Annotated in this window: 9 protein-coding genes; 6 read left to right on the top strand and 3 right to left on the bottom strand. The window is 44.6% G+C overall.

All coding sequences use genetic code 11. The features are described from left to right. The first annotated feature begins 282 nt into the window (after nucleotides 1–282). Nucleotides 283–3102, top strand: coding sequence for a hypothetical protein (locus ED652_RS12660; RefSeq protein WP_122055061.1), 2820 nt, complete (start codon nucleotides 283–285; stop codon nucleotides 3100–3102). 103 nt (nucleotides 3103–3205) lie between these two features. On the opposite strand, the gene ED652_RS12655 is transcribed toward ED652_RS12660, so the two are convergent. Together ED652_RS12655 and ED652_RS12650 are read right to left on the bottom strand one after the other, a co-directional pair. Beyond that, nucleotides 3206–5146, bottom strand: a complete 1941-nt coding sequence (locus ED652_RS12655; RefSeq protein ID WP_122055060.1) for a methyl-accepting chemotaxis protein — start codon at nucleotides 5144–5146, stop codon at nucleotides 3206–3208. A 275-nt stretch (nucleotides 5147–5421) separates the two neighbouring features. Then, entirely contained in the window at nucleotides 5422–5865 is a 444-nt protein-coding gene (locus ED652_RS12650) for a CBS domain-containing protein (RefSeq protein WP_065113438.1), read from the bottom strand. Nucleotides 5866–6199: 334 nt separating this feature from the next. On the opposite strand from ED652_RS12650, the gene queA reads away from it, so the two are divergent. The 5 genes from queA to secF all read left to right on the top strand — a co-directional run bounded on the left by queA (nucleotide 6200) and on the right by secF (nucleotide 11889). After that, complete coding sequence (gene queA / locus ED652_RS12645) at nucleotides 6200–7252, top strand: tRNA preQ1(34) S-adenosylmethionine ribosyltransferase-isomerase QueA (protein WP_122055059.1); 1053 nt, start codon at nucleotides 6200–6202, stop codon at nucleotides 7250–7252. A gap of 221 nt (nucleotides 7253–7473) precedes the next feature. After that, a complete protein-coding gene (gene tgt / locus ED652_RS12640; protein ID WP_004735086.1) occupies nucleotides 7474–8610 on the top strand; it encodes a tRNA guanosine(34) transglycosylase Tgt in 1137 nt (378 codons plus the stop codon). A 110-nt stretch (nucleotides 8611–8720) separates the two neighbouring features. Beyond that, a complete protein-coding gene (gene yajC / locus ED652_RS12635) occupies nucleotides 8721–9050 on the top strand; it encodes a preprotein translocase subunit YajC (RefSeq protein ID WP_010440492.1) in 330 nt (109 codons plus the stop codon). Between the two features lie 20 nt (nucleotides 9051–9070). Beyond that, on the top strand, nucleotides 9071–10927 hold the full coding sequence (gene secD / locus ED652_RS12630; RefSeq protein WP_017106488.1) for a protein translocase subunit SecD: 1857 nt from the start codon (nucleotides 9071–9073) through the stop codon (nucleotides 10925–10927). Between the two features lie 14 nt (nucleotides 10928–10941). Further along, a complete protein-coding gene (gene secF, locus ED652_RS12625; RefSeq protein ID WP_122055058.1) occupies nucleotides 10942–11889 on the top strand; it encodes a protein translocase subunit SecF in 948 nt (315 codons plus the stop codon). A gap of 224 nt (nucleotides 11890–12113) precedes the next feature. Here the strand turns inward: secF and suhB are convergent, their stop codons facing one another. Beyond that, a complete protein-coding gene (gene suhB / locus ED652_RS12620) occupies nucleotides 12114–12917 on the bottom strand; it encodes an inositol-1-monophosphatase (protein ID WP_102279638.1) in 804 nt (267 codons plus the stop codon). Nucleotides 12918–13082: the final 165 nt, after the last annotated feature.

Here is a 13082-nt window from a genome sequence, read left to right as displayed (position 1 = left end):
TGAAGCCTTTTTTCTATCTAAATAAACCGCTTAGCCCTTAAGATCCTGTCTATGAGTGGCCCTATAAGGGCGGATTATTGCAGAAAGATACTTGTTGAGCATGGACAAACTACAATCAAAAAGACGCAAAAGATTTGGGATTGTCCTAGCGAGTACACAAAATCTGGTAGCACTTGTACAAAAACAGTGACCAAGTCTGTCGTTAAGCATTGTCCATCGGGTAGCTTAAATGGTGGTCGCTGTATCGTTTCACCGCTACGCCACTCACCTATTAAAGAAACAATGGCAACCTTGTATCCGCGTTATTCTAATAACGCTGAACAACAAAACGTTGCCGCATTCCGCTACCTCGATAACATGTTTACTTTAGACCCAGCGCTAGGCGATATTGTGTCTACGATGAGCTCTGAGGTACTGAGCCAAGATTTTTCTAAGCTATGGGCCAACGCAGAGAAATTGACAGCCGATAATGCCATTGAGGTGGTGGAGGGCTTTGCAGCACTGCAGTCGGATTTACCTTACCTTAAAGAGATACTGTTTGATGTTTACTACGACCGTGCGGCTGCCGAATTTATTTTAGCTAACCGTTCGATTGACCAAGCTCGAATCGATTGGGTTAAAGATGCAGATGTCTCGGTGGCTAGCCTCGAGCGAAGCCGTCAAAACGCCGTTGATATTCTACAGAGTAGCTTGAATGAGTACTGGTCGCTTATCGACAATCATCCACAGGCGTATGTGACGCAATTACCACAGCGTAATTTACAGAGTGCGCGATACCTTAATGGTCAGGGCCAACATTCACCTATCTTTGAAGGCGAAGCTTTAGTAGTGGGGTACAAAGACGCTCTGCTGGTGTATCAAATGATGAGCACCCTACTAGATCAGCAAGTGCACCTGAGTAAGCTCAAAGCGGTCTACGCGAATACCGACACAATGAAAGCGTTAGCAGTAGAGGCGCAAACTCTGCTTAACAGTGTGACATTGAAAGCCACGCAGCTTGAGCTGTTATTAGGCAGCGATGCGCAAGTGAGCGCAATGCTGGTAGCAGAGCAGGCGAAGCTGAATAGCCTTGCGATGAAACTGGGCTCGGTGATTCATTGGTTAAAAGGCGAGGGTAACTACCTAGGGCTTCCTGATGACTTTGTTTTGTTCTTGCAAGGGTACAAAGACAAAAACCACACCGTTTATGACTCGTTTGACGCGATTAAAATGTTACTCAAAGGCAGCGCGTATGACGTCGTACCATCGGCAGAGAAAGCGCTGCAAGAGGCGAAAAACGCGACTGCGAACTACCGCTATCAACGCGACCAGTTCAGGCAGACCTTCACCAACGAGCAGCAAGCGCTCAATAACCAGCTGTTTAAACTGCTGGGTTGTTCGGTAGGACAAGGCGACAACCTGTGTGCGAGCCAGACAGAAGCGCAGAGAAAAGGCAGCTTAATCGCTCAACAGCAACAAAGCATTAAAGCGGCGAAGCTGGGCGTCGAAAGAGCGCAGAAAGCACGCCAGACCATCACAGGCAATATCACCATTGAGATGGAGCGCCTTGAGCAAGAGAAGCAAGTTCATGATGCGATTGATAAAATCATGGTGCAGTTTGGTCAGAATGAGTTGTCGTTGAGTCAGTTGCTTGAAGAGAAACGAGATGCGGAGCGCGATGGTTCATCGTCAGGCAAAGTCACTGTCGATATTAGTGAGTTATTGAAACAGGAAGATTTAGATACTCTGGATAACTTTGTTACCGAAACGGGTAACGTAGATTTGTCATTGGTACAAGCAGCGCTGGCCAGCTTAAAAGAGGACTTAAAAGACGTGCCGCGTGATGACGCCATTCAGTACACACAAACCTTGGCGGTGTTAGAGCGTGCAACTATTAGAGGCCTTGAGCGCGGGTTACTCGACGTGAATTCTAAGGCGCGCATCAAAGCGCTCATGTTAGAGCTCAAAGCGGCAGAAGTGGACATCGCGAAGTCGATGAGCTACCTGGCTTATGAAGTCGAAAGGTTAGCAGGGTTCAGTGCGGAAGCAGAGCGACTGATTGCGCAGTTGGGCGAAAACCAGCAACAACAAGCAGACCGTTACTATGCTAACCCAGTGCATTACAGCGTACTGACAAAAGAAGCATTGAACGCCGAGTTGGCCTTTGCAGAGCTGCAAGAGTGGATGTTTTATGCCGTTCAAGCGCTAGAGTACAAGTGGCAAGAAGCCTTTGTCGCTCCAGAGCAAGGGTTTAATCGCGCGTCGGTATTTAAAATTCAAAATATCCCACAGCTGATTGAATACTTTAAGGAATTACAGCGTTTTGATGACATTCGTAATCTAAGAAGCAGCCAAGAGGCGACGGATACTCTGTCTGTTAAAAAGCACATCTTCGGTTATGTGGATAAGCTTCGAGGCAAAACGATGTGGTACCCGGCTTTGGATGGAAGCGGCGAGATGTTGACGGCGGATGAAGCGTTTAAAGCCAAATTAACCCAACTGACTCAACGTATCGGCCAAGACCAATGGTTAACGGTAGAGTTCAGTACCGTGAAAGAGTTACCACGCTCGAACTTCTTCCAAGGTCCAGTCGTTGCGGGCAATGGTGACCTAACCTGTTTAGCGGATGCGGGTACTTACTTGGATAAGTTGGATAGCATTGGTATTAACTTGCAGGTGAGTATGGACATCTCTGGTGAAGATTCTACCCCTGCTTACTTGACGTACGGGGGCAACAACTATATGCGCAGTCGTATGCCGGGGTCGTTAACCGATGATGAAACGGGCATCAAAGATGAGCTGGTGTCGTACTCTACGCGTTTCTGGGATGTGTCGAATGGTAACTTCTTTGCTAAAGACAGTTATCGCCAGCAAATGAGTGCCAACATCATGACAGACGAGGAGAGTCAATCGGCGTTTTTGAATCCAACGTATGCCTTTAAAGAAAGAAGTGTCGCGGCTTCTGGTTGGAGGTTGTCAGTGAAGTTGGGTGATCGATACGGTGAGATAGTAGACCTTGAAGGTTTGGATGATATCGAGCTTATTATTAAGCACCGATACTACTCACGAAATGCAGAGACATGCGGCGGGGGAGGCACTGGCCCACTCATCCTGTTAAGATAATCGTCGATAGAGCCTCATAGTTTTATGAGGCTTTTTATCCTTTATCTTATATGTGAAGTAAAAAAACGCCACAAACTGTGGCGTTGGAAATTTATTTACAGCGCTAGATTTTGAAAAAGCTCAGTAAGTCTTTTTGTTTCACTGCTAATGAAGAGAGTTCTTCACTTGCCTGTTTGCTCTGCTCAATTCCTGAAACATTTTGATGAACGATATCAAAGGTCAAAGATACATTTTGTGAAATATCCTGTGTGACTCCTGATTGCTCTTCAGATGCTGTCGCTACTTGTGTATTCATATCTGAAATCAGGCCAACGGATTCAGTGATTGATGCAAATGCAGTTCTTAGCTGTTCGCTGTAATGACGCGACTCTACGGCTAGCGATAGGTTAGATTGCATGAATTGATTGGCATCTTTCGCTTGCGCTTGAAGTCGAGAGATTATCTCTTGAATATCGACAGTTGATTGTTGTGTTTTAGCCGCCAGAGAGCGAACTTCATCAGCAACGACAGCAAACCCACGCCCTTGCTCACCAGCTCGTGCTGCTTCAATTGCCGCATTTAACGCAAGCAAATTCGTCTGTTCGGAAATCGAGTTGATCACTTCAATAACAGTCCCGATCTCTACCGAGTACTCTTGCAGTTGATTGACGATGTTTGATGTTTCTTCGATTGAGTCTTCAACCTTGCGAGAGATATCATCAGATGCATCGAGTGAAACTCCTCCCTCTTTGACGTTGGAAGTTGCACCAGTTGCTGCGTTCTCAGCACTAGCAGCGTTGTGGCTGACTTCATTCGCAGTGCTAGAAAGCTCATTGATGGCTGTTGCTATTTGTTCCATTTGACTCAGTTCTTGTTGAGCGTTCCCCTCGGTTTGGCTCATTACGGCTGTTAACTCAACTGAAGCTGCTGAAACATTGTCTGAAATTTGGTGGAATCCATCGATGATGCGACGTAGTTCTTGGCGCATTTCTAAAATGTTGGCGTATATACCCGTTTCTTTACCTGTTACTGGAATCTGTTTTGAAAGATCGCCTGAAGCAACTTCTTCGACAATTGATTGAATTTCGCTAGGCTCACCCCCTACGACTTTCCATACACTTCGGTAAATTGAGATTGCAATACCAAGGGCGATAGCAATAACAATGATTGAAAGTGCGCCTAAGATAAATTGAGCATTTGAAAATCGTTCAACCATGTTTGGTCCGACAGAGTCTTGCTTTGACTTGGTCGATAGCTTTATTTCTTCAATTGTTTTCGCCGCATTGCTACCAGCAACATCAAGAGTGTCAGAAACTATGCGGTTTCGTTCCTTTATCGTGTCAACGACTTCTGAAAATGTCAGACGGTAGGCTTTAAAAGCGGTATTAAAATTAGTTAAGTATCGAATTTGCTCGTTCGACATTAGTTGAGATTCTATTGTTTCTACAAGCAACGCTGCGGATGCAAATTCTTTTTCTACTCGCTGAGCATCTTCTGTTTTGTTACTGGTCAGAAATTTAGAAGCATATAACCTTGATAGCAACACGTGTTGTTGAAGTTGCCCTGAACTAACAGCAACTTCTAAATCCTCTTCAGCAGAAGCTTGTGTCATCAAGTTAGTCACTGCTTGTCGCATCTTTAAACCTGATGGATCTAAGCTCTCTCTCACTAAGTTGTTTCTAGTATTGACCAGTTGAACAACTTGACTAAACCCTTGGTTGTACTGCTCAAGTTGCTTTTCTATCGCTAAAAACTCATTTTTATGGAGGTCGTCAAGATGAGCGTCTAACACTTCGTCGATCAATTGAATTGATGTAGTGATGCGCTTGTCCAGTTCTGAAGCATGCGATGCAACAGGGTTCTTTATGTATTTTAATGCAGATAAACGAGCTTCCAATATGTTGGCTTGGATTCGCCCTGTGGATACGCTTGTTAATGCGAGGGAACGATAGGTATTAAACCCATCACTCGATTGATAAAAGCGCAATGAAGCAACGATTGAAATAACCAAAATTAGCGCAAGAATTACGCCAAAACCCAAGGACAGCAATTTCTTTAAACTCATAAGTATCATTCCCAGAAAGGCAGTTTGTTTTTATTGTTAACAAATTTTCACACTATCCAAACGATAGATATATCAATAAATCTAATTAGAGCCTTACATTCTCATATATAAGAACAATAAGTGAGGTCGGTTTATTGAGAGGCCTAAACTTTGGAACTGGTCTCTAAGAAGAAATGAGGGCTGTAGTGAGTTTCACAGTGAATATGTGAGAGTTGGGGCATGTAAAGAGCCTTGGATTGAAAGGCTCTAGGGGGGAGCGGGTAAAACAACCTTGATTAACCTTCTACTTCTTCCGGTTCTACTTCCTCTTGTAGCTCTAATAAGTTAATCGCTATCGTGACGAAATCACTGTCAGTAATTATCCCTACTAATTCGTAGTTTTCTACGACAGGTAAACAGCCCACTTTGTGTTTCTGCATATAGATAGCCGACTCTTTTAACCCTGCACGTGGTTCAACCGACATAACACTTTTGTGCATGATGTCGTTGAGGGGAGTGGCAAGAGTAAAAGATTGAGCTTGTGGGATGTTTTGTAGGCTGGATTCTTGAGCGGCTAGAACGTCTCGCTGTGTGACGACACCGAGTAGTTTTCTGTCGGCATCAACGACCGGAATATGGCGGATATCAAGCGCTTCCATCATGTGCTTTGCATCGGCCAGTGAATGTGAGCGCAATAGAGTATGAGGGTTGCGAGTCATCATATCTTCAACCTTGATCATATGAACCTCCTTCTTTTTTAATTTGTTGCTATTACTATAGTTTTTTATCGCAAAAATAACTGAGATCTGACGCGTTTTTGGGGGAGTTTTATGCAACTAATTCTTTAGTTTGAGGAGGTGAATCGGTAGCATTCTTTTACGCCTCTTTACAATAATCCATTGCTGTAAACCTTGCTATTGCGGCTCGTGTGCCTATACTAGCCCACTGCGAAATTTTTAGTCGCGCCTGCGATCTGTTTACGGTAGCTATTTCCTTACGGTAACGGTGTATTAGCGGCAGCGATTTATGATTCGACAACGATAAAACCTCATCAACTAAGACAAGACTAGACACATGCAAGTTTCAGATTTTCACTTTGACCTACCAGATGAACTTATTGCTCGCTACCCTCAAGAAGAGCGTACAGCAAGCCGACTGCTTAAATTAGACGGTAATAATGGCAACCTAGCTGATGGTTCGTTTAAAGACGTTTTAGACTTGGTTGAACCAGGTGATCTTGTCGTTTTCAATAACACTCGTGTTATTCCTGCTCGCGTATTCGGTCGCAAGGCATCAGGCGGTAAGCTTGAAGTGCTTGTTGAGCGTATGTTGGATGAGAAAAGCATTCTTGCGCATGTTCGTTGTTCTAAATCACCAAAGCCGGGCACTAAGTTGTTCCTTGGTGAGAACGATGAATATGAAGCTGAAATGGTGGCGCGTCATGATGCGTTATTTGAAATCCATTTCACATCCGATCAAAGCGTTTTAGATATTCTAAACAACGTCGGTCACATGCCATTACCGCCTTATATCGATCGTCCTGATGAAGATGCAGATAAAGAGCGTTACCAGACTGTCTATAATGAGAAACCGGGTGCCGTTGCTGCGCCAACTGCGGGTCTTCACTTTGATGACAAGCTGATGGCTGACATGAAGGCAAAAGGTGTCGAGTTTGCTTATGTGACACTTCACGTAGGTGCGGGCACATTCCAACCGGTAAAAGTAGATAATATCAATGATCACCATATGCATGCAGAGTACGTTGAAGTGCCGCAAGAAGTGGTTGATGCCGTAGCGGCTGCAAAAGCTCGTGGCGGGCGTATCATTGCCGTTGGTACAACATCTGTGCGCTCACTAGAAAGTGCAGCGCAAGACGCACTGAAAAAAGGCACTGAGCTCGTTCCTTTCTTTGGTGATACCGAAATCTTCATTTTCCCTGGCTATGAATATCAGCTAGTGGATTGTTTGATTACTAATTTCCACTTACCAGAATCAACTCTGATTATGTTGGTGAGTGCATTTGCTGGTTATGACAATGTGATGGGCGCATATGATCATGCAGTGAAGAGCGAATATCGTTTCTTCAGCTACGGTGATGCCATGTTCATCAACAAGAAAACAGCATAATTTAAAGCTTTGATCTTAAAGCTTGGTGAGCTAATCGATTCACCATTAGATACAAAATATTTACGGGTGCTAGCAGTAGGCTAGGAGTCGGGCAGGTCACTGTCTAATCTCTCGCAAGGAATACGCGACCGCTCCTCATAGAACTCGCTAGATTGAACTTATGTTTAGCTTAAGGTTCTGAATTATCAGTCAGATTGTTTCTCTGGCATATTGGAGGCTTCGTGAAATTAAAATACGAACTTAAAAAAACAAACAGCGGCGCACGTCGTGGTCAACTTCAGTTTGAACGTGGTAGCGTTGAAACACCAGCATTCATGCCAGTAGGTACTTACGGTACGGTTAAAGGCATGACTCCTGAAGAAGTGAAAGACACCGGTGCTGAAATCCTACTAGGTAATACGTTCCACCTATGGTTACGCCCTGGTCAAGAAATCATGAAACTGCACGGTGATTTGCACGACTTCATGAACTGGAAAGGACCTATCCTGACTGATTCAGGTGGTTTCCAAGTATTCAGCCTAGGTGCTACGCGTAAAATCACTGAAGAGGGTGTTCACTTCCGTAACCCTGTAAACGGTGACAAGATCTTCATGGACGCTGAAAAGTCGATGGAAATCCAAAAGGATCTAGGTTCAGATATCGTAATGATCTTTGACGAATGTACGCCTTATCCAGCAACGCACAAAGAAGCTAAAGACTCAATGGAGATGTCTCTTCGTTGGGCTCAGCGTTCACGCAATCACTTTGATAAGCAAGAAAACCCGAACTCACTATTCGGTATCGTTCAAGGTGGCGTATACGAAGACCTTCGTGATGTATCCGTTAAAGGCCTAACAGAAATTGGTTTTGATGGTTACGCTGTTGGCGGCCTAGCAGTAGGCGAACCAAAAGAAGACATGCACCGTATTCTTGAGCACACATGTCCTCAACTGCCTGAAGATAAACCACGTTACCTGATGGGCGTAGGTAAACCTGAAGACTTAGTTGAAGGTGTTCGTCGTGGTATCGACATGTTTGACTGTGTTATGCCAACGCGAAATGCACGTAACGGCCACTTGTTTGTGACTGAAGGTGTGATCAAGATCCGTAATGCGAAGCATAAAACCGATACAACACCACTAGATTCAGATTGTGACTGTTACACTTGTAAGAACTACAGTAAGTCTTACTTACATCATTTGGATCGCTGTAATGAAATCCTAGGTGCAAGACTAAACACTATCCATAACCTGCGTTTCTACCAACGAATCATGTCAGACATTCGTCAATCTATTGATGAAGACCGTTTTGAAGAGTTCGTTGCTGAGTTCTACGCAAGAATGGGGCGTGAAGTGCCACCACTAGGTAAAGAATCTTAGTATTTCTTTTTTGCGAGCCCCATCTCTCTTCCGAGTGATGGGGCTTGAAAATAAAGGGATGCAACCCAATTAGACAAACAATTACTAAAATATAATAGAGGATGTTTTTAATGTTTATTTCTCAAGCTCACGCAGCAGCAGAAGGTGCACCAGCAGGCGGCGGTTTCGAAATGCTTATCATGCTAGGTATGTTCGCTGTGATCTTCTACTTCATGATCTACCGTCCACAAGCTAAGCGCGTAAAAGAGCATAAGAACCTTATGTCTTCTATGGGCAAAGGCGATGAAGTTCTAACGAGCGGCGGTCTGATTGGTAAGATTACTAAGATTGCAGAAGACAGCGACTACGTTGCTATCGAACTGAACGCAAACAACGAAGTTGTTATCAAGAAAGACTTCGTTACAGCAGTGCTACCAAAAGGTACTCTGAAATCTCTATAAACAGCTAGAGGATCCTCGCTGTGCTAAACCGTTATCCGTTATGGAAGTATTTGATGGTGATGTTTGCCATCGCTATCGCTGCGTTGTACGCACTTCCAAATATATACGGTGAAGATCCGGCAGTTCAAGTTACAGGGGCGCGCGGCGCCTCTGTAGATCTGTCTACGCTGGATGCTGTCACCGACGCTCTTGAAGCAAAGAGCCTTTCTACTAAATCCGTTGCTCTAGAGAACGGTTCCATTCTTGTTCGCTTTAACGATACAGATACGCAAATCAGTGCCCGTGATATCATCACAGAAGCACTAGGCGATGACGTTATCGTTGCTCTAAACTTAGCTGCTTCAACTCCTGATTGGCTCGAGTCTATTGGTGCTGCACCAATGAAACTGGGTCTTGACCTGCGTGGTGGTGTTCACTTCTTAATGGAAGTGGATATGGACGCTGCAATGGAAAAACTCGTTGGCCAACAAGAAGAAGCGTTCCGTAGCGAACTTCGTGAAGAAAAAATCCGTTACCGTGCTATTCGCCCATCGGGTAAAGACGCCGTGGAAGTGATTCTGCGTAACGAAGAGCAGCTTGCTGAAGCGAAATCGCTACTGCAATCTAAGCATCAAGATATGACGTTCGTAGATTCGGAATCTAACGGTCGTTTCTCTTTGATTGCTAACTTCACTGAAACTCGCCTTCAAGAAATCCGCAACTACGCGGTAGAGCAAAACATTACCATTCTACGTAACCGTGTTAACGAACTTGGTGTTGCTGAGCCTTTGGTTCAACGTCAAGGTGCTAGCCGTATCGTAGTGGAATTGCCAGGTGTTCAAGACACGGCTCGTGCTAAAGAAATTTTAGGCGCAACCGCTACTCTTGAATTCCGTGAAGTAGACAGCAGTGCCGATTTGGCCGCTGCAGCTGCTGGTCGTGCTCCTGCTGGTAGTGAAATCAAGCAAGACCGTGATGGTCGCCCTGTAGTACTTAAGAAGCGCGTTATCTTAGGCGGTTCTAGCATTACAGATGCAAGCTCAAGTGTTGATGAATATGGTCGCCCACAAGTTAACATCTCGCTAGATAGCGAAGGTGGTAGCAAGATGTCTACGTTCTCTCGTCAAAATATCGGTAAGCTAATGGCAACCGTATTTGCAGAGTACAAAGACAGCGGTCGTAAAACACCTGAAGGCCGAGTGATCCTAAGTAAGCACGAAGAAGTGATTAACCAAGCGACGATTCAATCTGCACTTGGCCGTAACTTCCGTATTACAGGTATCGACTCAACGGCTGAAGCTCATAACTTGGCACTTCTACTACGTGCTGGTGCATTGATTGCTCCTATCTCGATTGTAGAAGAACGTACGATTGGTCCATCTATGGGTCAACAAAACATCGATATGGGTATCATGGCGATGGTTTGGGGTATGGCTGCAGTAATGCTATTTACACTGCTTTACTACCGTACTTTCGGTTTGATTGCGAATGTCGCTCTGATGGCTAACTTGGTGTTGATTATTGGTGTGATGTCGATGATTCCTGGCGCGACAATGACGCTACCAGGTATTGCCGGTATCGTATTGACGGTCGGTATGGCGGTCGATGCCAACGTTCTTATCTTTGAGCGTATACGTGAAGAACTTCGAGATGGACGCAGTCCACAACAAGCGATTCACCAAGGTTATGCAAACGCATTTAGTACAATCGCCGATGCCAACATCACCACACTATTAACAGCAATCATTCTATTTGCTGTCGGTACAGGTGCGATTAAAGGCTTCGCGGTAACGTTATCAATCGGTATCTTGACTTCAATGTTTACAGCTATTATCGGAACACGTTGTATCGTGAACCTGATGTACGGCGGTAAACGTGTTAAGAAACTGTCGATCTAAGGCTAGGAATTAATATGTTTCAGATTCTAAAAGCAGAAAAAATGATCGACTTTATGCGTTGGTCAAAGGTTGCCTTTGTATTCTCTATCTTGATGATTGGTACAGCTATCTTCACCCTAACAACGAAATCGTTGAACTGGGGTCTAGATTTTACCGGCGGTACTCTGATTGAAGTGGGTTTTGAGGAGCCAGCAAACCTACCTGACATTCGAAGTGCACTAGAAGCTGAAGGCTTTGGTGATGCTACGGTTCAGAACTTTGGTTCTGCGCGTGAGGTAATGGTTCGTCTACGTCCACGTGATGGTGTTGCGGGCGAAACGCTTGGTAACCAAATCCTGTCTGCGATTAAAGATGGTACTGGTGAACAAGTTGAGATGCGTCGTATCGAGTTCGTTGGTCCAAACGTGGGTGATGAACTAACAGAAGCTGGTGGTCTTGCGATCTTAGTTTCTCTGATCTGTATCTTGATCTACGTATCAGTGCGATTTGAATGGCGATTGGCGGCAGGTGCTGTATTAGCCCTAGCACACGACGTTATCATCACACTAGGTGTGTTCTCTCTAATGCAAATTGAGGTAGACCTTACTATCGTGGCAGCCTTGCTGACGGTGGTCGGTTACTCCCTCAACGATACCATAGTGGTATTTGACCGTATTCGTGAGAACTTCCGTAAGATGCGTAAAGGCGAAGCGCCTGAAGTGTTGAATAGCTCAATCACACAAACATTGAGCCGTACCTTGATTACTTCTGGTACAACGTTGTTCGTAGTTATCGCTCTGTTTGTACAGGGTGGTGCTATGATTCACGGCTTCGCGACTGCACTTCTATTGGGTATTACCGTTGGTACTTATTCTTCTATCTACGTTGCCTCTGCACTCGCTATGAAGTTGGGTATTACGCGTGAACACCTAATGCCACCACAAGTGGATAAAGAAGGTGAAGAGTTTAACGAGATGCCTTAAGCCTTGGCTTAAACTGTTTCGATATACAAAAAAAACCGCTAGGTAACTAGCGGTTTTTTTACATCTGTATTTTGTGGTTGAGCTCAATGCAATTTAACGTTGAAGTGAGTTGCACTCAATGTAACTAAGCGCCACCTTGCTAGCAGATACAAAAAAGCCCCGCAATCGCGAGGCTTTAGAATTTCTACGCTCTGCTATAAGAGAGCTTTAACGTAAGGCCTGAATTACTTCAGCATACCTTCGTTTGCGTTCTCACGAACGTGCTTAAGAATAGACTTAACACCACGTGCGCTTGAAGCAACAACATTACCAGAAGTCATGTAATCAGTACCGCCAGCAAAGTCAGTCATGATAGCACCAGCTTCACGAGCGATTAGATCGCCAGCCGCTAGATCCCATGGCTTAAGGCCTAGTTCTAGGTAACCGTCAACACGGCCAGCCGCTAGGTAACATAGGTCAAGCGCTGGAGAACCAGTACGACGGAAGTCAGCACAGTCAACGAATAGACCAGTGATGATTTTCATGAAAGATTCAGAGTGTTGTTTTTGCTTGAACGGGAAACCAGTAGCAAGAACAGTACCTTGAAGGTCTTTAAGTTGAGTAACACGCATACGAGCGTTGTTAAGTTGTGCGCCAGCGCCACGTTGAGCTGTGAATAGCTCGTTTAGCATTGGATCATAAACACAAGCAACTTCTGTACGACCGTTCATGCGAACAGCGATAGATACTGAGAAGTGAGGGAAACCTTTTACAAAGTTGTTGGTGCCATCTAGTGGGTCAACGATCCATTGTACGTCAGAGTCTTTACCTTCAGTTAGGCCTGACTCTTCAGAAATAATGCTGTGCTCTGGGTAAGATGATTTGATTGTCTCAATAATCATGTACTCAGCTTCTTGAGCAATGTTAGTAACGTAATCGTTGTTACCTTTTAGAGACGTTTCGATCTTATCAGTTGTTTCTAGAGATTTAGCAATATGGTTGCCAGCTTTACGCGCAGCGCGTATCGCAATGTTTAGCATTGGATGCATAGGTTTTTCCCACAAGATGTTAAAGAACAGTTTAAAGCGGCGGCGAGTATACCAAATTTTTTGCAAAAGGGAAGTGGTTGTTTTTTGAACTCTTGAATTCACATTACGAGAAGGGTCTGACCATTTTACTTAGCTATGTGTTAATATCTCGCGATTATTTTTAAA

This window comes from Vibrio sp. Evd11, from assembly GCF_900382755.1.
GTDB lineage: Bacteria > Pseudomonadota > Gammaproteobacteria > Enterobacterales > Vibrionaceae > Vibrio > Vibrio lentus.
The sequence above is the reverse complement of the archived record's forward strand: the minus strand, read 5'-3'. Positions and strand labels throughout refer to the sequence as shown.

Coding starts and splice junctions, on each gene's coding strand:
- secF (WP_122055058.1), top strand. CDS start 10,942: ATGTTTCAGATTCTAAAAGCAGAAAAAATGATCGACTTTATGCGTTGG.
- yajC (WP_010440492.1), top strand. CDS start 8,721: ATGTTTATTTCTCAAGCTCACGCAGCAGCAGAAGGTGCACCAGCAGGC.
- ED652_RS12650 (WP_065113438.1), bottom strand. CDS start 5,865: ATGATCAAGGTTGAAGATATGATGACTCGCAACCCTCATACTCTATTG.
- queA (WP_122055059.1), top strand. CDS start 6,200: ATGCAAGTTTCAGATTTTCACTTTGACCTACCAGATGAACTTATTGCT.
- ED652_RS12660 (WP_122055061.1), top strand. CDS start 283: ATGGCAACCTTGTATCCGCGTTATTCTAATAACGCTGAACAACAAAAC.
- ED652_RS12655 (WP_122055060.1), bottom strand. CDS start 5,146: ATGAGTTTAAAGAAATTGCTGTCCTTGGGTTTTGGCGTAATTCTTGCG.
- suhB (WP_102279638.1), bottom strand. CDS start 12,917: ATGCATCCAATGCTAAACATTGCGATACGCGCTGCGCGTAAAGCTGGC.